The sequence below is a fragment of the Porticoccus sp. genome (genome assembly GCF_965660005.1).
Lineage (GTDB): Bacteria > Pseudomonadota > Gammaproteobacteria > Pseudomonadales > Porticoccaceae > Porticoccus.
Window position 1 is genome coordinate 1 of sequence record NZ_CBFHYF010000013.1, and the last position, 24,731, is coordinate 24,731.

General features: G+C 53.5%; 26 protein-coding genes. 18 read left to right on the top strand and 8 right to left on the bottom strand.

Features of this window, described 5'->3' with window-relative positions:
• The 3 genes from ACTF5G_RS04705 to secB all read left to right on the top strand — a co-directional run.
• Positions 1 to 411: hypothetical protein (locus ACTF5G_RS04705; protein WP_438951665.1), on the top strand; the 411-nt coding region annotated here is incomplete at its 5' end.
• A 90-nt stretch (positions 412 to 501) separates the two neighbouring features.
• Positions 502 to 1,002: an acetone carboxylase subunit gamma gene (locus tag ACTF5G_RS04710; RefSeq protein WP_438951666.1), complete on the top strand. Its 501-nt coding sequence runs from the start codon at positions 502 to 504 to the stop codon at positions 1,000 to 1,002.
• A gap of 268 nt (positions 1,003 to 1,270) precedes the next feature.
• Complete coding sequence (gene secB / locus ACTF5G_RS04715) at positions 1,271 to 1,717, top strand: protein-export chaperone SecB (protein ID WP_438951667.1); 447 nt, start codon at positions 1,271 to 1,273, stop codon at positions 1,715 to 1,717.
• A 150-nt stretch (positions 1,718 to 1,867) separates the two neighbouring features.
• Here secB and ACTF5G_RS04720 read toward each other — a convergent pair whose 3' ends face one another.
• Genes ACTF5G_RS04720 through ACTF5G_RS04740 form a run of 5 tightly spaced genes read right to left on the bottom strand, consistent with a single transcriptional unit; the run spans position 1,868 to position 7,079 of the window.
• Positions 1,868 to 2,602, bottom strand: a complete 735-nt coding sequence (locus tag ACTF5G_RS04720; RefSeq protein ID WP_438951668.1) for a 16S rRNA (uracil(1498)-N(3))-methyltransferase — start codon at positions 2,600 to 2,602, stop codon at positions 1,868 to 1,870.
• On the bottom strand, positions 2,595 to 3,440 hold the full coding sequence (metF, locus tag ACTF5G_RS04725; RefSeq protein WP_438951669.1) for a methylenetetrahydrofolate reductase [NAD(P)H]: 846 nt from the start codon (positions 3,438 to 3,440) through the stop codon (positions 2,595 to 2,597). Before metF ends, ACTF5G_RS04720 begins: the two co-directional genes overlap by 8 nt.
• A 46-nt stretch (positions 3,441 to 3,486) precedes the next feature.
• Positions 3,487 to 4,860 carry an adenosylhomocysteinase gene (gene ahcY / locus ACTF5G_RS04730; RefSeq protein WP_438951670.1) on the bottom strand — a complete coding sequence of 458 codons (1,374 nt, stop codon included), beginning with the start codon at positions 4,858 to 4,860 and terminating at the stop codon, positions 3,487 to 3,489.
• Positions 4,861 to 4,887: 27 nt separating this feature from the next.
• On the bottom strand, positions 4,888 to 6,042 hold the full coding sequence (metK, locus tag ACTF5G_RS04735) for a methionine adenosyltransferase (protein WP_438951671.1): 1,155 nt from the start codon (positions 6,040 to 6,042) through the stop codon (positions 4,888 to 4,890).
• 38 nt (positions 6,043 to 6,080) lie between these two features.
• On the bottom strand, positions 6,081 to 7,079 hold the full coding sequence (locus ACTF5G_RS04740; protein WP_438951672.1) for an ArsR/SmtB family transcription factor: 999 nt from the start codon (positions 7,077 to 7,079) through the stop codon (positions 6,081 to 6,083).
• Between the two features lie 148 nt (positions 7,080 to 7,227).
• Here ACTF5G_RS04740 and tkt point away from each other — a divergent pair, with 148 nt between their 5' ends.
• The 6 genes from tkt (at position 7,228) to ACTF5G_RS04770 (ending at position 13,979) form a co-directional block, all read left to right on the top strand.
• On the top strand, positions 7,228 to 9,222 hold the full coding sequence (gene tkt / locus ACTF5G_RS04745) for a transketolase (RefSeq protein ID WP_438951673.1): 1,995 nt from the start codon (positions 7,228 to 7,230) through the stop codon (positions 9,220 to 9,222).
• A gap of 38 nt (positions 9,223 to 9,260) precedes the next feature.
• Positions 9,261 to 10,283, top strand: a complete 1,023-nt coding sequence (locus tag ACTF5G_RS04750) for a type I glyceraldehyde-3-phosphate dehydrogenase (RefSeq protein WP_438951674.1) — start codon at positions 9,261 to 9,263, stop codon at positions 10,281 to 10,283.
• A gap of 41 nt (positions 10,284 to 10,324) precedes the next feature.
• On the top strand, positions 10,325 to 11,488 hold the full coding sequence (locus ACTF5G_RS04755; RefSeq protein WP_438951717.1) for a phosphoglycerate kinase: 1,164 nt from the start codon (positions 10,325 to 10,327) through the stop codon (positions 11,486 to 11,488).
• A 93-nt stretch (positions 11,489 to 11,581) separates the two neighbouring features.
• Entirely contained in the window at positions 11,582 to 12,646 is a 1,065-nt protein-coding gene (fba, locus tag ACTF5G_RS04760) for a class II fructose-bisphosphate aldolase (protein ID WP_438951675.1), read from the top strand.
• Between the two features lie 99 nt (positions 12,647 to 12,745).
• Positions 12,746 to 12,976: a DUF2798 domain-containing protein gene (locus tag ACTF5G_RS04765; protein ID WP_438951676.1), complete on the top strand. Its 231-nt coding sequence runs from the start codon at positions 12,746 to 12,748 to the stop codon at positions 12,974 to 12,976.
• Positions 12,969 to 13,979 (top strand): alpha/beta hydrolase, encoded by a 1,011-nt coding sequence (locus tag ACTF5G_RS04770; protein WP_438951677.1) that lies wholly within the window; start codon positions 12,969 to 12,971, stop codon positions 13,977 to 13,979. The genes ACTF5G_RS04765 and ACTF5G_RS04770 overlap by 8 nt, the downstream gene beginning before the upstream one ends.
• 42 nt (positions 13,980 to 14,021) lie before the next feature.
• Here the strand turns inward: ACTF5G_RS04770 and serA are convergent, their stop codons facing one another.
• Entirely contained in the window at positions 14,022 to 15,251 is a 1,230-nt protein-coding gene (gene serA, locus ACTF5G_RS04775; RefSeq protein WP_438951678.1) for a phosphoglycerate dehydrogenase, read from the bottom strand.
• 101 nt (positions 15,252 to 15,352) lie between these two features.
• Between serA and ACTF5G_RS04780 the strand changes: the two genes are divergently transcribed.
• The 5 genes from ACTF5G_RS04780 to ACTF5G_RS04800 all read left to right on the top strand — a co-directional run bounded on the left by ACTF5G_RS04780 (position 15,353) and on the right by ACTF5G_RS04800 (position 18,691).
• Positions 15,353 to 16,753, top strand: a complete 1,401-nt coding sequence (locus ACTF5G_RS04780) for an FAD-binding oxidoreductase (protein ID WP_438951679.1) — start codon at positions 15,353 to 15,355, stop codon at positions 16,751 to 16,753.
• 15 nt (positions 16,754 to 16,768) lie between these two features.
• Entirely contained in the window at positions 16,769 to 17,179 is a 411-nt protein-coding gene (locus tag ACTF5G_RS04785; RefSeq protein WP_438951680.1) for a DUF4870 family protein, read from the top strand.
• On the top strand, positions 17,166 to 17,843 hold the full coding sequence (locus tag ACTF5G_RS04790) for a fumarylacetoacetate hydrolase family protein (RefSeq protein WP_438951681.1): 678 nt from the start codon (positions 17,166 to 17,168) through the stop codon (positions 17,841 to 17,843). Before ACTF5G_RS04785 ends, ACTF5G_RS04790 begins: the two co-directional genes overlap by 14 nt.
• Positions 17,844 to 17,935: 92 nt before the next feature.
• Complete coding sequence (locus tag ACTF5G_RS04795; protein ID WP_438951682.1) at positions 17,936 to 18,415, top strand: peroxiredoxin; 480 nt, start codon at positions 17,936 to 17,938, stop codon at positions 18,413 to 18,415.
• A 57-nt stretch (positions 18,416 to 18,472) separates the two neighbouring features.
• Positions 18,473 to 18,691, top strand: coding sequence for a DUF1653 domain-containing protein (locus ACTF5G_RS04800; RefSeq protein WP_438951683.1), 219 nt, complete (start codon positions 18,473 to 18,475; stop codon positions 18,689 to 18,691).
• 49 nt (positions 18,692 to 18,740) lie between these two features.
• On the opposite strand, the gene ACTF5G_RS04805 is transcribed toward ACTF5G_RS04800, so the two are convergent.
• Complete coding sequence (locus tag ACTF5G_RS04805) at positions 18,741 to 19,052, bottom strand: hypothetical protein (protein ID WP_438951684.1); 312 nt, start codon at positions 19,050 to 19,052, stop codon at positions 18,741 to 18,743.
• Between the two features lie 171 nt (positions 19,053 to 19,223).
• Between ACTF5G_RS04805 and ACTF5G_RS04810 the strand changes: the two genes are divergently transcribed.
• Both ACTF5G_RS04810 and ACTF5G_RS04815 read left to right on the top strand, forming a co-directional pair.
• Complete coding sequence (locus ACTF5G_RS04810; RefSeq protein ID WP_438951685.1) at positions 19,224 to 20,402, top strand: hypothetical protein; 1,179 nt, start codon at positions 19,224 to 19,226, stop codon at positions 20,400 to 20,402.
• Positions 20,399 to 21,421: a serine/threonine protein kinase gene (locus ACTF5G_RS04815; protein WP_438951686.1), complete on the top strand. Its 1,023-nt coding sequence runs from the start codon at positions 20,399 to 20,401 to the stop codon at positions 21,419 to 21,421. Before ACTF5G_RS04810 ends, ACTF5G_RS04815 begins: the two co-directional genes overlap by 4 nt.
• A gap of 15 nt (positions 21,422 to 21,436) precedes the next feature.
• On the opposite strand, the gene rpiA is transcribed toward ACTF5G_RS04815, so the two are convergent.
• Positions 21,437 to 22,129, bottom strand: coding sequence for a ribose-5-phosphate isomerase RpiA (rpiA, locus tag ACTF5G_RS04820; protein WP_438951687.1), 693 nt, complete (start codon positions 22,127 to 22,129; stop codon positions 21,437 to 21,439).
• 144 nt (positions 22,130 to 22,273) lie between these two features.
• On the opposite strand from rpiA, the gene ilvA reads away from it, so the two are divergent.
• Both ilvA and ACTF5G_RS04830 read left to right on the top strand, forming a co-directional pair.
• Entirely contained in the window at positions 22,274 to 23,785 is a 1,512-nt protein-coding gene (ilvA, locus tag ACTF5G_RS04825; RefSeq protein WP_438951688.1) for a threonine ammonia-lyase, biosynthetic, read from the top strand.
• Between the two features lie 31 nt (positions 23,786 to 23,816).
• A complete protein-coding gene (locus tag ACTF5G_RS04830; RefSeq protein ID WP_438951689.1) occupies positions 23,817 to 24,719 on the top strand; it encodes a prenyltransferase in 903 nt (300 codons plus the stop codon).
• Positions 24,720 to 24,731 lie beyond the last annotated feature (12 nt).

Here is a 24,731-nt window from a genome sequence, read left to right on the forward strand (position 1 = left end):
GAAGACCTTAACCAAAACTTCCTGATGGAAGAGTTCGCTGTAAAAATCTACGGTGCAGTTTTCACCAAAGATGAAGAAGGTGTTTACACTATGGATGCAGCGAAAACCAAAGCCCGTCAAGCTGAAATCCGCAAAGCACGTATTGCTCGCGGTGTTCCAGTGCGTCAGTGGATGGAAACAGAGCGTGCTAAAATCATCGATAAAGACGCATCTTTGGCAGTCCAGCAGATGTTCGCGTCAAGCTTCTATCTGTCAGCCAAATTCCTTGCCGAATTCAAGGAATTCTGGGATCTTCCTGCAGATTGGGAACTGCCTGAAGAAGAGCTGGGTACGCCGATGTACGGTGCAAGACACAATATTGATATTGGTGATCTGCCCGACGTCCATCCAGTGATCATGGTAGAAGAATAAGGTATTAATCTGCCTATGAGCGGGGCTGCCACTCTAGTAGTGGCACGCTCCATCACTTGACGAATTGACAGAATATAAGAGAGTTTAGTTATGTCTACTTACACTAAGAAGCAGGTTAGTGACCTGGTCAAAGGAACTTTGGATTGGGATACAGTTCACCTGATGCTGTCCATGCCAAAAGACGAAGGTCGTTATAAACTGTACATGGAAGTGCTGCAGGAAAATGTCTCCTATGATGACAAAATCCTTCTGGCTGTTGGTCCTCACCTGAACATTGTTGAGTCATCCAAAGATCAGGAAATCATCATCAAGTGCGATTGTGGCCACGAATTTGGTCATTACAGCAAAAACTGGAAGCTTAACGCATTGATTTATGTACGCGACAATGTGGAGAAGATGAAAGAGGTTTATCCAGAGTTGATGGCTCCGGACACCAACTGGCAGGTATACCGTGAGTACTACTGCCCGTCGTGCGGTATTATGCATGATGTGGAAGCACCAACTCCCTGGTATCCTGTTATGCATGACATCCAGCCTGACCTGAAGACTTTCTTCGAGTGGGTGGGAATGCCTGCACCGGCTAAGATCTAATGGTGTTGGGTCCCGGCCTTTGGCCGGGACCTTTTTTATGTCTGGTATAAAACTTTAGTTACAAATTTCTACGATAAAAGTAATGCACTGACTGTTAAACTTTCGGTTGGCAGGCAAATGTTTTACACACCCCTTTCATGCCGCCTGAAACTCGATCTGAATAGTATCGGGCCGGTAGACTATTCAAAAGATATCAACGGCCCAATAAACAGGCTCTGCATGTGTTTTTTTTGGTCTGGTATCCTGTGCGACATACAGAGGAAAAATTATGTCTCAGAATAAAAAAGCGCAAACGACCCCACACTTTTCGATGCAGAAGATCTATCTCAAAAAAAATGATTACGAAGCACCGAATCCTGCTTCCGTATTTAAGACGGATTGGAAGCCAGAAGTGACTTTGGATCTCGATATCAAGGACCAGAAACTGGAAGAAGACAGGTATGAAGTGATTCTGTCAATTTCGATTACCGCAAAGAATTCAGATCAGATTGCGTTTTGTTTGAAGGTCGATCAGGCCGCTTCGTTTTTGATTAGCAATTTCCCAGATGATCGTCTTGAAGAGGCATTAGGTTCGGCATGCCCGGCCATTATGTTTCCTTACTTGCGTGAGACTGTAGACCATATGTTGCTGAAGGGCGGTTTCCCTCCGCTCATGTTGGCACCGGTCAACTTTGATTCACTGTATAAAGATAAAAAGGCACAACTTACTCAATAACTGTCGGGAGGTCGCGGCCTCAAGTTGTGTAGTAGCTTCATTGGAATACGCTGTCGTGTACGCTGATCAAAGTTTTGGTCAGCGTTTTTGAATGATCTAAAGGCACGGGGGAATCCAGACCGGGCAATATAAACGGCAAGTGAAGGGCTGCTAGGTAAAATCCCCCCAAAGGGATTGCAGCAGCGTGATGGCGACGATGGGTGCTGTTTCTGTCCGCAGGACGCGAGGACCTATTGTCAGCGCTTCAAAACCACTCTGCAGCGATGATGAAATCTCATCGTCTGTGAGACCACCCTCTGGCCCTATCAACAATGCGGCGCTTTTAATCTTTTGGTTACGGAGTTCAAATACAGTTTGGTTGCTGCGGTGGTGGAGCACAAGCTTCTTGTCCGTGTATAGGGATTGTGCCCACTGATCAGGGAGAACCGGGTCATGGATAATCGGGGGGATGTTTCGGTAGCATTGCTCACATGCGTTAATAGAAATTTGTTCCCAGTGACGAATTTTCTTGTTGGCACGCGCTCCCTTGAGTCGAACTTCACTGCGTGCTGTAAAAAGCGGGGTGATTTCAGAAACACCGACCTCCGTTGCTTTTTGGATAATCGAGTCCATGCGATCACCCCGTGACAAGCCAATTCCCAGTGAAATGTATAGTGGAGATTGTCTGTCAATATCGAAAAAATCAGTGACTAGTGCGCGGGCCTGTTTACCAGCGTGCTCGCAGAGTGTTGCTGTATATTCCCCACCGCTTCCATTAAATAGAACAATACTGGCGCCAGCTTTTAGGCGTAACACGACAGTTAAGTGGTGGGTACTCTTCTCGTCGAGTGATACTTCGGTATCTACTGCCAGGGGCTGAGTAGTGAAAACTCTGATATCACGCATCGGTCATTGAAAAGCCTAAATTACGACATAGAATTGCACAGGTATCCGCCTGATTCATTGTATAAAAATGCAGGCCCGGTGCCCCGCCCGCGATAAGCTTTTCACAAAGCCGGGTGACGACTTCAAGCCCAAAGGCTCGGATGCTCTGGTTATCAGCACCATAGGATTTCAGTTGCTGTTTGATCCAGCGGGGTATATCTGCACCACAACTGTCTGAAAAGCGGATGAGGTTTTGATAGTTAGTGATTGGCATTATTCCAGGGATGATCGGATTTCGGATACCTGCCGAGTAACATTGATCGCGAAAATAAAAATAAGCATCCAGATTATAAAAATATTGTGTAATACAACGACTTGCACCAGCAGCAAATTTTTGACTAAGCCAATAAATGTCTTTCTGGTAGCTTTCGGCCTCGGGATGGATCTCCGGGTAGGCTGCTACAAGTAACTCAAATGTATCACCAAAATGCTCGCGAATGAAATGAACCAGCTCATTGGCATAGACGAGTTGCGCAGAGCCACCCATGCCCGAAGGTAAGTCACCGCGCAGGGCCACGATACGACGTATACCGGCTTCACGGTAAGTTTCAAGCAGGGATAGAACCGACGATTTGCTGTCGCCACCGAAGGATAAGTGTGGAGTGGCATCGGAACCGGCCTGATTTATCTCCAGGACGATGTCCCGGGTGTGCTCGCGGGTAGAGCCACCCGCACCATAGGTGACAGAGAAAAACTCAGGATTGAACCGGGACAGCTGACGGTGAACAAGACGTAATTTGTCACACCCTTCAGCGGTTTTCGGTGGAAAGAACTCAAAACTTAAATGTCGATCATTCATGGTTGATCAGTATTCCCTGCGGCCAAAAAATGTAGTGATTGAGTTATCAATAACGGTAACTGTCTTCCTTGAATGGACCATTTATGTCCACGTTGATATAGGCGGCCTGGGAAGGCTTCAGCGTCGTCAGTACGCCACCAAAGCCTGAAACCATATGGGCAGCCACCTCTTCGTCCAGCTTTTTGGGTAATACTTCGACACGCAACAAAGTCTCTTTTGTGCCCTCATCGCGGTCGGCATATTTTTGCTGGTATAAGTGAATTTGAGCGAGGACCTGGTTGGCAAAAGAGCCATCCATGATACGGCTCGGATGACCGGTGGCATTGCCGAGGTTGACCAGTCGCCCCTCAGAGAGCAGCAGCAGGTGGTCATTGGTGTTGCGATTTCGATAAACTTTATGAACCTGGGGTTTGATTTCTTCCCAGTGCCAGTTTTTGCGCATGTAACTGGTATCGATTTCATTGTCGAAGTGACCGATGTTACAAACCACGCAGCCGGATTTCAGCGCGTGAAGAATATCGGCATCGCAGACATTGTAGTTGCCGGTGCAGGTGACCAGCAGATCGGTGGTCGCCAACAATGTTGAATTAACACCGCTCCCGGGATTGCCTTCAATATAGGGAGAGACGACCTCGAAACCATCCATGCAGGCCTGCATGGCACAGATTGGATCAATCTCGGTCACCTTGACAATCATGCCTTCCTGACGGAGGGACTGGGCAGAACCCTTGCCCACATCGCCGTAGCCGATCACAAGTGCTTTCTTTCCGGACAGCAAATGGTCAGTGGCACGTTTCAGCGCGTCATTCAGGCTATGACGACAGCCGTATTTATTGTCATTTTTTGACTTGGTTACGGAGTCATTGACATTGATGGCAGGAATTTTCAGTTCGCCCTTTTTCAACATTTCGTAAAGGCGATGCACGCCGGTTGTGGTCTCCTCGGTAACGCCGTGTACGCGCTCAAGTACCTGTGGAAATTTTTCATGCAGCATGGCGGTGAGATCGCCACCATCATCGAGAATCATGTTCGCATCCCAGGGAGAGCCCCCCTTGAGGATTTGCTGTTCCAGACACCATTCGTACTCTTCTTCAGTTTCACCTTTCCAGGCAAAAACCGGCGTACCATTTGCCGCAATCGCCGCCGCCGCGTGATCCTGGGTAGAAAAGATATTGCAGGATGTCCAGCGCACCTGGGCTCCCAGTGCCTCAAGAGTCTGGATCACTACAGCTGTTTGAATCGTCATATGAATGCAGCCGAGAATTTTTGCACCGGCGAGGGGCTGTTCTGCACGGTACTTTTCTCGCAGTGCCATCAGCGCTGGCATCTCGGTTTCAGCAATGGAAATTTCACGGTTGCCCCACTCGGCGAGGGAAATGTCAGCAACCTTGTAATCGTTTTTGATGGCCATGTTGGTCATAGAAAATTCCTGTTTGTTCAATGAGAATTACAGAGCGCGTTTCAGACTTTCAGCGCGATCGGTCCTTTCCCAGGTAAAATTATCAAGTTCGCGACCGAAGTGCCCGTAAGCGGCCGTTGGCCGATAAATAGGGCGTTTGAGGTTGAGCATTTCTATCAGACCCTGTGGTCGCAAATCAAAGTTTTCGCGGATCAGCAGTGCGATTTCGTCATCCGTTAATTTCCCCGTACCAAAACTGTTGACGCTGATTGATGTGGGTTCAGTGACACCAATGGCGTAGGAGATCTGAATTTCGCAGCGCTCTACCAGCCCGGCAGCGACAATGTTTTTTGCCACGTAGCGGCCGGCATAGGCAGCCGAACGATCTACCTTGGAAGGATCTTTGCCGGAGAAGGCGCCGCCACCGTGGTGGGCCATGCCGCCATAGGTATCCACAATTATCTTTCGGCCGGTGAGACCGCAGTCACCCATGGGGCCGCCGATGATGAATTGCCCGGTAGGATTGATATGGTAACGGGTGCTTTTGTGGAGCCACTCCTCGGGGAGCACATGTTTGATGATCTCTTCGAGAACGGCTTCCTGCAAATTGGCTTGAGAGATACTGGGTGCATGCTGTGTCGATAACACAACGGCGTCCACTGCCACTGGTTTGCCATCGGCGTAACGCAGGGTCACCTGGCTTTTGGCGTCCGGCCTCAACCAGGGCAGTACACCTTCTTTGCGCAACTGTGCCTGGCGCTCTACCAGTCGATGGGCGAAATAGATCGGTGCGGGCATGAGGACATCGGTCTCGTTGTTGGCATAGCCAAACATCAGGCCTTGATCACCCGCGCCGAGCTCTTTGTCATCGGCTTCATCAACACCAATGGCAATATCGCGGGATTGCTTGCCAATGGCATTCAACACGGCGCAGGATGCGCCATCAAAGCCCACATCCGAGCTGTTGTAGCCAATCCCCAGAATGACACCGCGGACAATATCTTCCAGATCGACATAAGTGTTGGTGCGTACCTCCCCGGCGATGATGGCCATACCGGTTTTCACCATGGTTTCCACCGCCACTCTGGAATGTGGGTCATCGGCGAGAATGGCATCCAGAATGGCATCGGAAATCTGGTCGGCCATCTTATCGGGATGGCCCTCGGATACGGATTCAGAGGTAAATAAGTTGTAATTTGACATAGATAGCAGTTCCTGTGCTGATGAGTGTCAGCTATTTCTCATATGGGTTTATGTTTAAAAAATTGTCTCAGTTGCACCTGAAAGCCATTGCGCTGGGCCAGAAACAGGCTGTCCCCTTCGGTCAGGGCCGCAGCCGATGCCCAACTGCTGAGATCCTCCGGCTCAAAACCAAGCCATAGGTCGCCGCAGCTTTCGCGGGCCCAGCTTTGATCGTGATGGCAAAGCTCAGTCACGATCAGAGCGCCGCCAGATACCAGGAGGTCGGCAAGATGTTTAAAGATAAGCGCCGGGTTCGAGGTATGATGAAGCACCATGTTGAGGGTGATGTAATCCGGGCTGAGGGAATGCGCTACTGCAAGCCCGGTGTCGCCGTGCATAAATTGTATATTTGTCAGGTTGCGTGATTCGGCAAATTTGCGTGAGCGGTTGAGCATCTCTGCGGATGAGTCCAGTGCAATCACCTGATCAAAGCGCCGGGAGAGTGCGGGTAACAAGCTGCCTTCACCGGGGCCAATCTCAAGTACCGTGCCACGAACTCCCGGTGTTGCGTCCAGGAAATCGGTGACCGGCTCACCGTATTGATCGAAACTGGCAATCAGATCCTGATTGACATGAAACCGGTCTGCATTCTGTTCAAAAAAAGCGCTTGATGCCCGGGTACGCTCGTCATTGATGCGCTGTATGCGCTGTTGCAATTTTCGGTCGGGTTCAGTCTGGTCAATGGCGGCAAACAGGGCGCGGTATAATGACTGAAGTCGTGGTTCCCCCGGTATTGGCGACCGCCGGTAAAAAATGCTGTTGCCTTCCCTGCGGGTGGCGGTCAGGCCCGCTTTGGTGAGTATTTTCAAATGATGGCTCATCCCGGATTGGCCAATATCCAGAATCTCACTCAATTCCAGTACACCGTAGGCGTTCTGGCGCAATACCCTGAGAATATCCACCCGCAGAGGGTCGCCCGCCGCCTTGCAAAGAGCAGCCAGTGAGTCGGTGTCTGAACCGGTAGAATGCCGGATTTCGGTTTGAAGACAGGTGGTCATGGCAGCGACTTTAACATAGCTGAAAATCTATATCAAAAAAATTAGATATAGATATAGCATGCTATTGGTTGTTTACTGTGCAGCGCGAGTACGAGAAAATAGCGCCCCTTTCGATCTCCCCGTTTTGCCCTCCAGGAGCCTGTTCCAAATGCCTTCCAGACGTGATCTCGCCAATGCCATCCGCGCCCTGAGTATGGACGCAGTTCAACAAGCCAATAGTGGTCACCCCGGCGCTCCCATGGGGATGGCGGATATCGCCGAGGTATTGTGGAACGACTACCTGGTGCACAACCCGGCCGACCCCTCCTGGGTTAATCGAGACCGCTTTGTCTTGTCCAATGGCCACGGCTCCATGTTGCTCTACTCCCTGTTGCATCTGAGCGGCTACGACCTGCCGCTGGATGAGCTGAAAAATTTCCGCCAGCTGCATTCCAAAACGCCGGGCCACCCGGAATATGGCTATGCCCCGGGTGTTGAGACCACTACGGGACCATTGGGGCAGGGTATCAGCAATGCCGTGGGCATGGCGTTGGCAGAGAAAATTCTGGCAGCACAGTTCAACCGCCCGGGACACGATATCATTAACCACTACACTTACTGTTTTCTCGGTGATGGTTGTCTGATGGAGGGGATATCCCATGAGGTCAGTTCGCTGGCGGGAACCCATAAGCTGGGCAGGCTGATCGCTTTTTATGATGACAATGGCATTTCCATTGATGGTGAAGTGGATGGCTGGTTTACCGATAACACGCCGGCCCGTTTTGAGGCCTATGGCTGGCAGGTGATCCCGAATGTCGATGGCCATGATGCGGCGGCCATCAAGGCGGCCATCGAGATTGCCAGAATGAATGAGGAGCAACCTACCCTGATCTGTTGCAAAACGATCATCGGTTTCGGCTCGCCAAACAAGCAGGGCAAGGAAGATTGTCACGGTGCCCCACTGGGTGCCGAGGAAATTGCACTGGCCCGCCAGCAATTGCAATGGAATCACGGACCCTTTGATGTGCCCGATGAGATCTATCGTGGCTGGAATGCCCGCGAAAAGGGTAGTAAAGCGCAGGCAGACTGGCAGGAAAAGCTTGAGCGTTACCGTGCCGAGCACCCGGATTTAGCCGCTGAGTTGATCAGGCGCAGCAAAGGCGAGTTGCCGACAACATTTCTTGATCGAGCCGATGCCTATATTCAGCAATGTCAGCAAGCCATGGAAAAAGTGGCTTCCCGCAAAGCGTCGCAAAACTGCCTCAATGCCTTTGGCCCGCTGTTGCCTGAACTGCTCGGCGGTTCTGCAGACTTGGCCGGCTCCAACCTCACGCTGTGGTCCGGTTGTCAGGGCATCACCGCTGCGGATGCGTCCGGTAATTACCTGTATTACGGGGTTCGTGAATTTGGGATGAGTGCCATCATGAATGGTCTTGTGTTGCACGGCGGTTTTGTCGTGTATGGCGCCACTTTCCTGATGTTCATGGAGTATGCCCGCAATGCGGTACGTATGGCTGCCCTGATGAAACAGAGAAGTATCTTTGTTTATACCCATGATTCCATCGGATTGGGTGAAGATGGCCCCACCCATCAGCCGGTGGAGCAGCTCACAGCCCTGCGGGCAACTCCCAATCTGCATACCTGGCGCCCCTGCGATACGGTTGAATCGGCGGTCAGTTGGAAGCAGGCCATTGCTCGCAGGAACGGGCCAAGTGCGCTGATTTTTTCCCGGCAGAGCCTGGTTCCGATGTCGCGTTCAGATGCTCAGCTGAACAATATCCAGCGCGGTGGTTATGTGCTGAAAGATTGCGATGGCAAGCCACAGACGATATTGATTGCGACGGGTTCAGAGGTGTCTCTGGCGATGGATGCTGCTGCGGAGTTGAAAGGTGCAGGGGTGGCGGTACGGGTTGTCTCCATGCCCTGTGCCGAATTGTTTGATGCCCAGGACGCGGTCTACCGGGACAGCGTGCTGCCACCTCAGGTCAGGGTGCGGGTGGCTGTTGAGGCGGGGCACCGGGATTACTGGTATAAGTATGTCGGCCTCGACGGCAGGGTGGTTGGTATGTCGACTTTCGGCGAGTCTGCTCCCGGCGATCAGTTGATGAAACAGTTTGGTTTCACCATGGAAAACGTGGTTGAAGCTGTCAGAGCCGTGTTGTAAGCGGGGCGTTTATCGCCAGTGAAAGAGAGTCGAGCTCGATGATTCGTGTAGCAATTAATGGTTATGGTCGAATAGGTCGTTCGGTCCTGCGGGCACTTTACGAGTCCGGGTCCCGCGATCGTATCCGGGTCATTGCCATCAACGAGCCGGCGGATTGCAAGACCATCGCTCACCTGACCAAATATGACTCCACCCATGGCCGGTTTCCCGGTACGGTGGATATTCAGGACGATACCCTGATCATTAATGGTGATGCCATCTCGGTTTATCACCGTGAGGATATTTCAACTCTTCCCTGGGGTGAGCTGGGAGTGAATGTAGTGCTAGAGTGCAGCGGCACGTTCACCGATCGCGAGACGGCCGAGGGGCATCTGCGTTGTGGGGCAAAGAAAGTATTGTTTTCCCAGCCAGCTGAAGCAACGGTGGATGCCACTATCGTACTGGGTGTCAACGAAGGGATACTGACCGGTGCAGAGACGGTAATATCCAATGCCTCCTGTTCCACCAACTGCGTGATCCCGGTAATTAAAACCCTGCATCAGGCATTTGGTGTGGAGGGGGGGGTGATCACCACGATCCACTCGGCCATGAATGATCAGCCCGTTATCGATGCCTACCATCATACGGATTTGCGTAAAACCCGTGCCGCAATGCAATCCATTATCCCGGTGGATACCGAGTTGGCGCGAGGCATCGACCGCCTGCTGCCCGAACTCAGGGGATGTTTTGAAGCCCAGGCGATGCGCGTTCCCACATTGAATGTGTCTGTGATTGATCTTTCCGTATTGCTCAACACGGACGTCGATGTCGCCACTATAAACCGGGTACTGGCTGATGCCGCCGGTGCCGAACTGAGCGGAATTCTCGGTTATACCGAGGAGCCGCTTGCCTCCTGTGATTTCAACCACGATCCGCGCAGCGGTATTGTAGATGCGGGCCAGACCAGAGTCAGTCAACGCCGTCTGGTAAAAGTTTTGCTCTGGTTTGACAACGAGTGGGGCTATGCCAACCGGATGGTGGAGCTGGTGAACTACTGGCTGTCCATTCCCGAACCAAAATAACCTGAAATACAATACATGGATATAGAGTAACCAGCATGCCATTGAATGTAGTGAAGATGACGGATCTGAACCTGGCGGGAAAGCGGGTGCTGATTCGTGAAGATCTCAATGTCCCTATCCGCAACGGGGTGGTCACGTCTGATGCAAGATTGCGCGCCACACTGCCCACCATTAAGTGGGCGCTCCAGGCCGGGGCTACGGTTATCCTGATGTCCCATCTGGGACGTCCGGTGGAGGGGCAGTTTGATGCCGAGTTTTCCCTGCAACCGGTGGCGGATCGATTGAGTGCCTTGTTGGGGCGAGAGATATCGCTTGTCAGTGACTGGCGAAAGGGCATTGAGTCGGGAGATGGCCAATTGATTTTGCTGGAGAATGTGCGTTTTAACCCCGGTGAGAAGGGGGATGATGAAACCCTGGCGAAAGCCTATGCATCACTCTGTGATATTTTTGTCATGGATGCCTTTGGCACGGCACACCGCGCCCAGGCTTCCACCCATGGTGTGGCAAAATTTGCCCCGCTGGCCTGTGCAGGACCACTGTTGGCTGGAGAGTTGGAGGCACTGGAAAAGGCGCTGGCCAATCCGGCCCGCCCGCTGGTGGCCATTGTAGGAGGTGCCAAGGTTTCCACGAAGCTGACTATACTTGAAACACTGTCTGAAAAGGTGGACCAGTTGATTGTTGGGGGTGGCATTGCCAATACCTTCCTTGCTGCAGCTGGATTACCCGTTGGTAAATCCCTCTGTGAACACGAACTGCTCTCCGAGGCCAAACAACTGATGGCCAAAACAAGCATTCCCCTACCCACTGATGTGGTCGTCGCCAGTGAGTTTTCCGCCTCGGCCGAGGCGACCCTCAAAGCAGTGGCGGATGTGGAGGAAGGGGATATGATTCTTGATATTGGTCCCGATACAATCGCGGTGTTGACTGCGATACTCGAAGGCGCAGGGACTATTATCTGGAATGGCCCGGTAGGTGTCTTTGAGTTTGATCAGTTTGGGGCCGGTACTGAGGCCATCGCCAAAGCCATTGCCGCCAATAACGGGTTTTCGATAGCGGGTGGTGGCGATACCCTGGCAGCAGTAGACAAATACGGCATTGCCGACCGGGTTTCCTACATTTCAACCGGTGGCGGGGCCTTTCTGGAATACGTGGAGGGGAAAATCCTGCCCGCGGTTGCGGTGCTTGAGACGCGTGCAACCTCTTGACAGCAGGTGAATTTTTTACAACCCCCCGGTGAGTGTTGAAAAGCTTTCCTCGCTCTGGCGGGAGCCAATCAAAAATGATGGAAGGATAACCAAATGGCACTTATTTCACTGCGACAGTTGTTGGATCATGCCGCCGAGTACAGCTATGGTGTGCCGGCATTCAACGTGAATAATCTGGAGCAGATGCGCGCCATTATGGAGGCTGCAGACCAGACAGATTCCCCGGTAATCGTTCAGGCTTCAGCGGGTGCGCGAAAATACGCGGGAGCGCCTTTTTTGCGACACCTGATTCTGGCGGCGATTGAGGAGTTCCCTCATATACCGGTCTGCATGCATCAGGATCATGGCACCAGTCCGGCAATCTGCCAGCGGTCTATTCAGCTGGGGTTCAGTTCAGTGATGATGGACGGTTCTCTTCAGGAAGACGGTAAAACACCGGCATCCTATGAGTACAATGTTGACGTCACCCGGCGCGTAGTGGACATGGCACATGCCGGTGGCGTTTCTGTTGAAGGGGAGCTGGGGTGTCTGGGCTCGCTGGAAACCGGTCAGGCCGGTGAGGAAGACGGTGTCGGTGCCGAGGGCACGTTGTCCCATGAACAGATGCTGACGGATCCGGAGGAAGCCGCGGATTTCGTGTCCCGGACTGCGGTTGATGCATTGGCGATTGCCATTGGCACGTCGCACGGGGCGTACAAGTTTTCCCGCCCACCCACAGGCGATATCCTCGCTATAGAACGGATCAAGGCGATTCATGCTCGCATCCCAAACACCCATCTGGTGATGCACGGTTCCTCCTCCGTGCCGCAGGACTGGCTGTCGGTTATCAATGAATTTGGTGGTGAGATTTCGGAAACCTACGGTGTGCCAGTTGAGGAGATTGTTGAGGGGATCAAGTACGGTGTGCGTAAAATCAACATAGATACCGACTTGCGCCTGGCTTCTACGGGTGCGGTGCGCCGCTTTCTTGCCAATCATAAGTCCGAGTTTGATCCGCGCAAATACCTGAAAGCGAGCACGGATGCCATGAGAGAGATTTGTGTGGCCCGCTATCAGTCTTTCGGCACCGCGGGCAATGCCGGTAAAATCAAACCGTTCAGCCTCGATAAAATGGCCGAGTGCTACCAGCGCGGTGAACTGAATCCCAGGGTCAACTGAGCAGCTGCACAATGAAGCCACCTGTATATTCGGGGGTTGGGCGATCGGTGTTCACCACAACCGGTAGTTGCATGCCGCGGCTGGGCAAAGGCGGCACCGATGATCGCTAGAAAGTACCAGCACCTGGTGTTTGCCTTTTTTATGGCGGGGTTGATGTCTTGCCTGATGTCATTAGTGATCAGTATTTTTAATGTCGGTCTGGTGGACAACATTCTACAGGTCTGGCTTCGTGCATGGGCCCTCGCTTTTGTGGTTGCGTTCCCCACGGTGCTGGTGGTGCTGCCTTTGGTGAGAAGGCTGGTCAGTATGGTGATTAAAAAAGATGAGTGACGATCAGTTGCTTGCCATGACTGATACCCGCGAACCTTTGCCCGATGCTCTGCTGGAACGTGTGCGCAGTGGTTTGTTGCCACTGTCTTTCCAGTTCGAACTGGATCGACGAGACAGTACGCCGGACGAAATGGCCTACCTGAATTACTACGGGCTGGTGGCTTCGGCACCGTTGACGGCGGTCAGTCATTGTATGGGTACTTTCTCCTCCGGTGGTTTCGAACTGGCTACCCATTACTGGTTACCAGAAAATCCGCGCGGCACCTATCTGTTGGTGCATGGCTACTTTGACCATGTCGGACTTTATGGCCACTTGATTCATTACCTGCTGAAGCGGGGCTATGCCGTAGTGGCATTCGATTTGCCGGGGCATGGCCTGTCCAGTGGTGAGCGGGTCAGTATCGACAGCTTCGATCGCTACGTGGATGTGTTTTCGGACCTGTTGCACAAATGCGTGAACAGCTTCCCCAGACCCTGGAAAGGGGTTGGTCAGAGCACGGGGGGGGCTGTTTTAATGAAGTATGTGATGGCGGCGAAACCCTATCACTACCCGAACGAACTGGCCTCAGTCACTGTGTTGGCGCCACTTATCAGGCCAAGGGAGTGGATGAAAAGCCTGCGAACCTACAAACTTTTTCACCGGGTTTTGAAGAAGGTATCACGGACCTTCCGCCCCAATACGACCAACGAAGCATTTAATGAATTTCTGAGTAACCGCGATCCACTGCAGTACAATTACATTCCCATTGAATGGGTGGCATCGATGAAGCGCTGGACAGAGGAATTTGCCGCGCTACCGCCCAGCGATTATCCGTTAAAAGTGGTTCAGGGTGATTGTGACGGGACCGTAGACTGGCGTTACAACGTGGCCTCGATCCGCAAAAAATTCCCCAACTTCGAGCTGCTTTTGATCCCCGGGGCTCAGCACCATCTGGTTAATGAGGTCGGCTACATGCGCGATCGGGTCTTCGAGGCTCTGGATGAGTGTGCTCCAGGGTTGTGACAGAAACTGGTGGACATCGTGTCTGCCAGTTTCTGGTGAGGCTTAGAACAACACCCTGCAGCGGATGGTGCCGTCAATCGTTTTTAATGCCTTCAACGCCACGTCACTGTATTCCGCATCCACATCCAGCACCACATAGCCCACAGACTGATTGGTCTGCAAATATTGGCTACTGATATTGATATTGTTGTCAGAAAACACATGGTTGATGGCCGTCATAATGCCCGGCACATTGTGGTGAACGTGCAGCAGGCGGTGAGCACCACTGTGGGAGGGCAGTGATACCTGAGGAAAATTGACAGCGCTGATGGTGGTGCCGGTATCACTGTACATGACCAGCTTTTCAGCGACTTCCAGACCAATATTTTCCTGCGCTTCCTGAGTGGATCCACCGATGTGCGGCGTCAGAATGACGTTGTCAAACTTGCGCAGTGGTGAGAGAAATTCTTCCTGATTGGATTTCGGTTCAACCGGGAAGACATCAATCGCGGCACCGCCGATTTGTTTGTTTTCGAGCCGGTCACACAGGGCATCAATGTCGACCACATTGCCGCGAGCCGCATTGATCAAGATAGCCCCGCTTTTCATGGCAGCAAGCTGTTCGGCTCGAATCATGTTGCGCGTGGCGGGGTTATCCGGCACGTGGAGAGAGACCACATCAGATAGCGCAAGTAGCTCTTTAAGAGAGCCGACCTGTTCGGCATTGCCCAGTGGCAGCTTGGTGACAACATCGTAAAACTTCACCCGCATGCCCATGGATTCTGCCATGACGCTGAGCTGGCTGCCGATATTGCCGTAGCCAATGATGCCGAGAGTTTTTCCCCGTACTTCGTGAGAGGCCGTGGCAGTTTTAAGCCAGCCACCCCGGTGGGCGGCAGCATTCTTTTCAGGAATCCCCCGCATCAGCATGATAATTTCAGCAATAATCAGTTCTGCAACGCTGCGGGTGTTGGAATAGGGCGCGTTGAATACCACGACGCCGTGCTCCGTGGCCGCCTGCAGGTCCACCTGATTGGTGCCGATGCAGAAACATCCTACGCCGATCAGCCGACTGGCTGCTTCGAATACCCTGCGGTTGAGCTGGGTGCGGGAGCGAATTCCGACGAAGTGGCAGTCGCGGATTTTTTCGATCAACTGTTCTTCTGACAGTGCCGCTTTGTGATACTCGACATTGTGGTAACCCGAAGCTTTCAGTGTCGTGACCGCCGATGTGTGCACGCCCTCAAGCAGGAGGAATTTGATCTTGGACTTATCGAGAGAAAAATTGACCATACACTCCTCGGTTGGGTGGCCGTACTGCTATCTGAAAAAAAGGCGGCTATGATACCATGCACGCCCTTCCATAACTGCCCCTTTTTGAGGAGATCCGCCAGATGACTGTTGCCTCCCCGGTCATTGAAAAATTACGTGAGATCGTCGGTCAGCAGCGTGTGCTGACGGATGAATCTTCATTTCAGCAGTACGGTGTCGACCGTACGACGATCTGGTCGCCATCACCCGGCGTCGTGGTCTTGCCGGGGAGCACTGAGGAGGTGCAGGCCATTATCCGGTTGGCCAATGCCGAGCGCATCGCGGTGGTTCCCTCTGGCGGTCGCACAGGCCTCAGCGGCGGGGCTGTGGCATTAAACGGTGAGATTGTTCTGGCACTGGATCGGATGAACGATGTCGTGGCATTCAATGCCATTGATCGCAGTGTGACGGTGCAGGCGGGAATGATTACCCAGCAGTTGCAGGCGTTTGCCGAGCAACAGGGATTATTCTATCCGGTTGATTTCGCCTCGACCGGTTCCAGCCAGATTGGCGGCAATATTGCGACCAATGCGGGGGGTATCAAAGTCATTCGCTACGGCATGACCCGCAACTGGGTACTTGGCCTGAAGGTGGTCAGTGGCAATGGCGATGTCCTCGAACTGAATCATGGCCTGGTGAAAAACAACACGGGCCTGGATTTCCGGCACCTGTTTATTGGTTCCGAAGGTACTCTGGGTATCATCACTGAGGCCACCATCGGTCTCACCCGGCCGCCAAGGGAATTGAGTGTACTGGTGCTGGGCGTGGTGGATTTCCCCAGCATTATCGATGTCCTGAAAACCTACAACGATGGCATGGCGTTAACGGCCTTCGAATTCTTTACCCACAACGGTATGGAAAAAGTATTGACCCACAGCGAGGTGCCCGCACCCTTTGAATCTGAAGCGCCGTTTTATGCGCTGGTAGAATTCGAGGTGCTGTCCGAGACACAGCTGGATCAGGCGATGTCGCTTTTTGAAACCTGTGTCATGGAGGGTTGGGTGCTCGACGGGGTCATCAGCCAGAGCCTCTCGCAGGCGGAAAATCTCTGGAAGTTGCGCGAGGACATGTCGGAAACCTTATCCCGTTGGAAGCCCTATAAAAATGATATCAGTGTGAATGTGTCTCGCATGCCGGAGTTTCTTGCCGAGGTGGAGTCACTGGCAGCCAGGGAATATCCCGGCTTCGAACTGGTCTGGTACGGCCATATCGGCGATGGCAACCTGCACCTGAACATTCTGAAACCGGACGACCTGCCCGTAGAGCAGTTCGCCGAGCAATGCAGTGTGGCCAGCAAGCAGATCGCAGCACTGGTGGGGCAATTCAACGGTAGTATCTCTGCCGAGCACGGTGTCGGTTTGCTGAAAAAGGATTACCTTGAATACTCGCGCTCCGCCACAGAAGTGCAGTTGATGCGACAGGTCAAGCAGGTGTTCGACCCCAATGGCATCATGAATCCGGGCAAGGTATTTGATGCAGCCTGACCAGAGATCCCACTGATGTCGGATGAAAAGGTGCCATCACGGCTGGGCCATGCGGCGCAGCCTACCGGGACAGCCGGAACAGTGAAGGCCGAGCCTCAAGTGAGCGGGCAGTTGAGGGATCTGACGCAAATGGTCTATATCCTGCAAATCATCAGCCTGGTGATTGGGTTGACCGCTGTGGCAGGTGTCATTATCAATTATCTCAAGCGAGATGAGGTCCATGGCACGTATCTCGAATCGCATTTCAACTGGCAGATCAGAACCTTCTGGTGGCTGCTGGCGGGTCTGGTGGTCGGCTGGTTGTTGACCCTGGTGCTGGTTGGCGTCCTGATCCTCGGCCTGCTGTACGTCTGGTATATTTATCGAATCGTCAGGGGTTGGCTGGCACTCAGCGACAGAAAAGGGCTTGATCATGCATCACTTTGACCACTGTATTCACTTTGCCGACGGGCTTTCTGCGCAGATTCCCGCCGGCAAGGTGGTGTGCGTGGGGCTTAACTATCGGGATCATATCAGCGAGATGAACAGCCAGCCCGGCGCCGAACCGGTACTGTTTATGAAGCCTTCGACGGCACTGGCCTCTCTGGAACAGCCGATTGCGATACCGACCACTCTGGGTGCCTGTCACCATGAAGTAGAAATGGCAGTGCTGATTGGCGAGCAACTGAGTCGGTGCAGTGAGCGGGAAGCAGAGACCGCGATTACCGGGGTGGGTGTGGCGCTGGATCTCACCCTGCGCGAGCTGCAATCGCAACTCAAACAGAAAGGGCTTCCCTGGGATAAGGCCAAGGCCTTTGACGGTGCCTGTCCCGCCTCCGCTTTTGTGGATCGTGCCCGGGTCACTGATTTGCAGGACTTGCCAATACGATTGACGGTGAATGGTGAGGTCCGACAGCAAAGCAACACCGCCATGATGTTGACACCGGTTGCGCAGCTGATCGCCTATATCTCCGGTTTTTTTACGCTGATGCCCGGCGACATCGTACTGACTGGCACGCCTGCCGGTGTGGGTCCCCTGGTTCCCGGTGACCAATTGCTGGTAGAGTTGGGTGACTTGATTGCCGTGTCCACCGAAGTGATGGCACGCTGATACGTGGCGACCGGCATTGCATGCCGAATCCTTTCTCTTTTTCGGTATTGTGTGCCGGATCAAATTTTTTGTTATGGATAAAAGGTGCAGTTATGACGATTTCTGTTGGCGACACTATCCCCGCTTTGACCCTCAAAACCCCGGGTGAAAAGGGGCCGGAAGATATCACCACTGGCGGTATTTTCACGGGTAAAAAGGTGGTACTTTTTGCCGTGCCGGGTGCTTTCACCCCCGGTTGTTCTCTCAGCCACCTGCCGGGCTATGTGGTCAATGCAGATCAGATCAAGGCGAAAGGGGTCGATACCATTGTCTGTATGGCGGTCAATGATGCCTTTGTGATGGGTGCCTGGAGCAAGGACCAGAATGCCGACGCGCTACTGATGCTGGCCGATGGCAACGGTGAGTTCACCAAAAAGCTGGGTCTCGAGATGGATGCCAGTGGCTATGGCATGGGCCTGCGCAGTCAGCGGTTTGCCCTGGTGGCAGAGGACGGTGTGGTGACTCACCTGGCAATAGAGCCCGAGGGCAAGGTGGATGTCAGTGCCGCAGAAAAAATCCTCGAGATCCTCTAGTTCAAAGCCCTCTAGGTCAAAGTTCTCGGGTTCCAGGTTCTCTGGAGTGACGGGACATTGATTCCGCTGGGGCGTTACCGGCATTTCAAGGGTAACTTGTATGACGTGACAGGTCTGGCCCGTCACAGTGAAACCGGTGACTGGCATGTGGTTTATCGACCACTTTATGGCGAGGGCGAACTGTGGGTTAGGCCGCTGGCTATGTTCGATGAGACCATCGAGCGGGATGGTGCAACGGTGAACCGATTTGCGTTCGTGGGTAAAACCGGTGAATAGCGTTGCCGTGTAAGTCGATGGTCGTTCACGGTGTCCAGTGGCCGCCCAATCAGTGCCTTGGCAGCACTGGGCGGCCATCAAAATAATCGCTGCGGCGAATCAGTTCATCGGTAATTGCATCAATAAAAGCCCCCTCCAGATCACAGCCGGGGATTTCAGCGAGACGCAAAATGTCCCAAAGTTTAGTGCTGGACAACATATCCACCCGGGTATCAATCCAGTGGTAAATGCGTTCACCAGATCCGGTCACCTCGATAAAGAAGTTGGTTGCCTGTTCGTGCATTAACCTGTTGATGGACAGTTCGTTCTGTTTTGTTTGCTGAGCCTTGTTCATGGCATTTTCCTTTTCATTTCTCTTCATATTCGTTGCTGAGGCTAGCAAGTATCTGTGTCAGAAAAATGAATGTGACGTGACAGATTGATGTCACTGCAACAAGGCCAGCTGGGTGTTCCATGACGGTAAATCCGTCTGGACATTTATTTCGGCAGGCAGCAAAGTACCCCCTTTCAGCGTGGGGAGCGGATACCGGACATGTCTTCAATTCTGTTTGAAAAGAAACGCGCGGATGTAAACCGTTTCAGTGTGCGCTTCACGGCCATACTGGTGGGGGCGTGCCTGTCCTTATACTGGCAGGCCTTGCCCTATTTTCAGCAGGATATGGCGGCAGCTGCATCATTGCATCGCTGGGCTTTACCGGGATTTTTTTCGGCTGGCGTCCTGCTGGCGTCAGGCTTGGCAGTCTTTTTCATCCGTTTGGGCGACTGGCGGCGTTTGGTGTTGATCGGTGGCTTCGGCTCTGCGCTGGCGTTGTTGGGGGCCGCACTGGCATCCGGCTCCCTGTTGCCGATGATGTGTCATGGTCTTGCCGGATTATTCGCCGGTCTGGGCCTGAGTGTGGTGGTCAGTTGTCTGGGCGATACCGTGAAACCGGTCAGCAGCTTTGGGTGGGCACTTGCCGTCCAGGCCCTGCTGGCTACAGGGCTCACTTTTCTGGTGCCGTCGTTTGCGCCGCCCGTCGACTCACAGCAGATATTGCTGGTGCTGTCCGGACTGGCATTGCTGACGGTATTGTTGAGCCGCCTGTTGCCGACCAGCGGTACCAAACGCCTGAGCTTGCTCAGTAGTCGCAACAGTCGGGCCGACACACAGTTGCTTCAGGTGGCGATGGCCGGGTTGTTGATCTTTCTGGGGTGTGGCCTGTTCTGGTCGTCGCACCAACTGCAGTTTGAAACAGCGCAGTCGGCGATGGGACTGGGCGCCTCGGCGATTATGCTACTTTTGTTGGCCAGGGTCTGCGGTGCTTTGCTGGGCGCAGTTCTGGCGGCACGCTGGGGGTTTTTGCTGCCCGTTGGTGTAGCGGGGGTGCTGGTGTTGGTGGCTGTTGTTTTGTTGCAGGTTGTGCCGGATAAAACCGGTTATTTAGGAGCATTCGGTCTACTGGGAGCTGCCGGTTTTTTTGTCGCAGCCTATCTGATGGGGTTGCTGGCAAAACTGGACAGTAGTGGGCGGTGCTCAGCACTGATTCTGGCGGTGCCACTGCTGGCCATTGTGGGTGCGACGATCGTGTCAGAAGCGCTGGCAAGTGAACAATACCTGTATTTGTTGCCATGGTTGGGTGTTGCGCTTTGGGGGGCGGGGTTATTCCTTTATGCAAACGTTGTTCGAGCCAACAGACAGCTACTCACCGACAACAATGTTGCCTCTTTATGAACGGCGATGGGCCGCAGGATATAAGCTGTGCTGCCAATCCAGAGGAGCAGCCGTTTTACCGGCTCGGCCCCGAGATCGTCATGGATGCGGTGGAGAGCATTGGTTATCAATGCGATGGGCGGCAATTCCCCCTCAACAGCTATGAAAACCGGGTCTATCAGATTGGTATTGAGGATCGCCAGCCGTTAATTGGCAAGTTTTACCGCCCCGGTCGCTGGAGCGACCAGCAGATCCTTGAGGAGCATCAATTCTGTTTTGAACTTGAAGACCATGAGCTGCCTGTGGTTGCTCCCATTCGTGATGAGCAGGGACGCAGCCTGTTCGAATACAAAGACTACCGTTTTGCGCTGTATCCAAGAAAGGGGGGGTATGGTCCAGAGCTGGATAATCTCGATAATCTCTATTTGCTCGGTAAATTGCTGGGGCGTATCCATGCCGTGGGGGCCGTGCGCCCCTTCGTGTATCGGCCAACTTTGACCAGCAGGATTTTTGGCCACGAGGCTGCGGCACTGGTCAGCGAACGGTTCATTCCCTCCGAGCTAAAGGAAGCGTACGACTCACTGGTCAGGGATCTGCTTCAGGTGGTGGATCAAGCGATTGCCAATGCCGGCTCCATCAACTATATCCGGGTTCATGGGGATTGCCATGCCGGTAACATCCTGTGGCGTGATGACAATGCACATTTTGTCGACCTCGACGATGCACGGATGGCCCCGGCCATTCAGGATATCTGGATGCTGTTGTCCGGAAACCGGGATCGCCAGACGGCCCAATTATCGGAAATCATTGATGGCTACAATCAGTTCTTCGATTTTCACCCACGAGAATTACAGTTGATCGAAGCTTTCCGCTCATTGCGAATTATTCACCACGTCGCCTGGCTGGCGAGCCGCTGGACTGATCCTGCCTTCCCCATGGGATTTCCCTGGTTCAACACGGTGCGCTACTGGAGTGAACACATTCTTGAATTGCGTGAGCAGTTCGCCGCAATGGCAGAACCGCCCCTGCAGGTGATGTAGCGCCGGTGACAGCAGTCAGCCCGGGTAGATGGTCTTGACACCAGTCGATGAGCCCAGCATCAGGGCATCTGCCGGGCGCAGGGCAAACAGGCCATTGCAGACCACCCCGGTGATATTGTTGATCTGCTCTTCCAGTTTTCGTACCGGGCTAATGGGGAACAGGTGATGTACGTCGAGAATCACGTTGCCATTATCTGTCACTACACCCTGCCGGTAGACCGGATCACCACCCAGCTTGACCAGCTCCCGGGCCACATGACTGCGTGCCATGGGGATCACTTCCACCGGTAGTGGAAAGGTACCCAGATGTTCAACCCACTTGGACTGGTCGGCAATACAGAGAAATTCACGGGCCACTGCTGCAACAATTTTTTCGCGGGTAAGGGCAGCCCCGCCACCCTTGATCAGCTCCAGGTGGGGATTCACCTCGTCGGCACCGTCCACATAGAGTGTGATCTCATCGACACTGTTCAGGTCGTAGACGGGAATGCCATGGCCCCGCAGCCGCTGGGCTGAGGCCTCGGAGCTGGCAACCGTGCCCGTAATCCTGGCCTTATGTTCTGCCAACAGATCGATATAGGCATTGGCCGTTGAGCCGGTGCCAATGCCGATAGTGCTTTTGTCGTCGATGCGTTGCAGGGTGAATTCCACGGCGGCGGCGGCAACGGCCTGTTTCATGGCATTCTGGCTGGTCGATGGTGCGGTCATGGTTCTGCTTGCCTGATTTCAGATGCGTTTGATTATACGGATCACCGGATGAAAAGTCAGATAATCCCCCCGCAGTGCTGGTGTTGTCGTAGGGGAAAATTTACTATTGCCCGTTGATAACAAACTTGGACTATGCGCAGAAAAATGCCAGAAAACTACGTAAAACGTATCCTCAATGCCCGTATCTATGATCTGGTGGTGGAAACTCCTGTAGACGAAGCCGCACAACTCTCCCGGCGTCTCGGTAACCGGGTGCTGCTGAAACGGGAAGACCTGCAACCGGTATTTTCCTTCAAATTGCGCGGAGCCTATAACAAGATGCTCTGCCTCACGGAGGAGCAACTTGCGAAAGGTGTGGTCGCCGCATCGGCGGGAAATCATGCCCAGGGCCTTGCCATGGCCGCCAAAAAACTGGGCGCCAAGGCAATTATCGTCATGCCGACCACCACGCCGCAGATTAAGGTCAATGCGGTGCGGGCGCGCGGGGCAAAGGTCGTTCTGCAGGGTGACACCTACGATGAAGCCTCGGATTATGCGCTCAAGCTGGTAACCGAAAAGGGCATGACCTATATCCACCCATTTGATGATCCCGATGTGATTGCCGGACAGGGCACCATTGCGATGGAGATTTTGCGCCAGGTGTCCGGCCCGCTTGATGCCGTTTTCATTGCGGTTGGGGGTGGCGGTTTGGCTGCGGGGATGGCGGCATATATCAAATATGTGCGGCCTGAGGTCAAAGTGATTGCTGTAGAGCCGGAGGATGCGGCTTGCCTGGATGCCGCCATGAAAGCGGGTCGCCGGGTGCGGCTGAAGCATGTGGGCATCTTTGCCGATGGCGCGGCCGTTACCCAGGTTGGCAAGGAAACGTTTCGTGTCCTGCGGAATACCATAGATGAAGTGATTACAGTCTCGGTGGACGAGATCTGTTCAGCGATCAAGGATACCTTCGAGGATACCCGATCCATTTGTGAGCCCGCTGGGGCACTGGGTCTGGCGGGGTTGAAAAAATATGTCGAGCGTACCGGCGTAAAAGGGCAGACGCTGCTGGCGGTGGATTGCGGTGCCAATATCAATTTCGATCGGCTTCGGTATATCTCCGAGCGCACGGAGATCGGTGAAAAACGCGAGGCGATTCTGGCAGTGACGATTCCGGAACAACCCGGCAGCTTCAAGGCCTTTTGTGCCTCTCTCAGCAAGCGCAACATAACCGAATTCAATTATCGTATGGGCAATCCCGCCGAGGCCCATATTTTTGTCGGTGTACAGGTCTCCGGTGACGAGGATCGTCAGCAGCTGGTGGCGGCTCTGACGGACAAGGGATATCCGCTGGTGGATATGACCGAAAATGAAATGGCCAAGCTGCATATTCGTCATATGGTAGGTGGCCGCGCGCCGGAGGCGACCGAAGAGGTGGTGTACCGCTTTGAGTTTCCCGAGCGGCCCGGTGCACTGATGAATTTCCTCAATCAACTGGGTGGGCAGTGGAATATTTCAATGTTCCACTATCGCAACCACGGCGCGGCCTACGGCCGGGTTCTGGCGGGTCTTCAGGTACCATTGGATGAACAGAAACTGGTGAGTCAGTTCCTGGACCAACTGGGCTACACTTGGGTGGAAGAGACCCAAAATCCCGCTTACCAGTTTTTTCTCAGCTAGGGTTGAGAGAAAAATAGGGAGAGAGTGTGGCATGTTGATTTTCCGGCGATTGCAGGGCTTGCTGGCGATTGCCCGAGGCCCCTTTCTGCTGCTCACCCCCGTGGTGTTGTTCCCTGCTGCTGTCGTCAGTTTCCGGTTTACGGGTAGTTTATCACTGGATTTGCTGTTGTTGATTCTTGTGGGTGCGCTGGCGGCCCATGTGGCGGTCAACGCACTCAACGAATACCAGGATTTTCAAAGTGGCCTCGATAATATCACCCGGCGAACGCCGTTCAGCGGTGGCAGCGGAACCCTGCCCGACAGGCCTGCCCTGCTGGGCACCGCGTGGTGGCTTTTTATCAGTGCCTTTATCCTCATGGTGCTGATTGGTGCCTACCTTTCATGGCGGGTGGGGCCGCAAATTCTCTCACTGGGCCTGATGGGCGGCTTGATTATCGTCGCCTATACCCGCCTGATTAACCGGCTACCGATGGCGTGTCTGGTATCGCCCGGAGTGGGTTTCGGTCTGTTGATGGTTAACGGGACGGTCTATGTTTTGGCAGGCCAGTTTCTTGTTGCGGGGCAATTGGTTGGCTGGCTGGTTTTTTTTCTGGTGAATGGCCTGTTGTTGCTGAATCAGCTCCCGGATATTGATGCAGACCGGGCGGTCGGCCGGCGCCATTTCCCGATATTGCTGGGTGTGATGGCCAGTATTCGCATTTATCAGGTGTTACTGCTCGGTGCGTACGGTTCTGTAGTGATCGGCGTGGCACTGGGCCTGTTGCCGTGGCCAGCATTACTGGCGTTGACCACCGTGCCGCTAGGGTGGGTTGTTATCCGTGACCTGCTGGGTAGTGGTGGTGAGATTCCCGCCATGGTGCCCGCTTTGGGCAAAAATGTGTTGCTGGTGCTGTCGACCCCGGTACTGCTGGGTATCGGCATCCTGCTGGGCTAGCACTGCTCACGG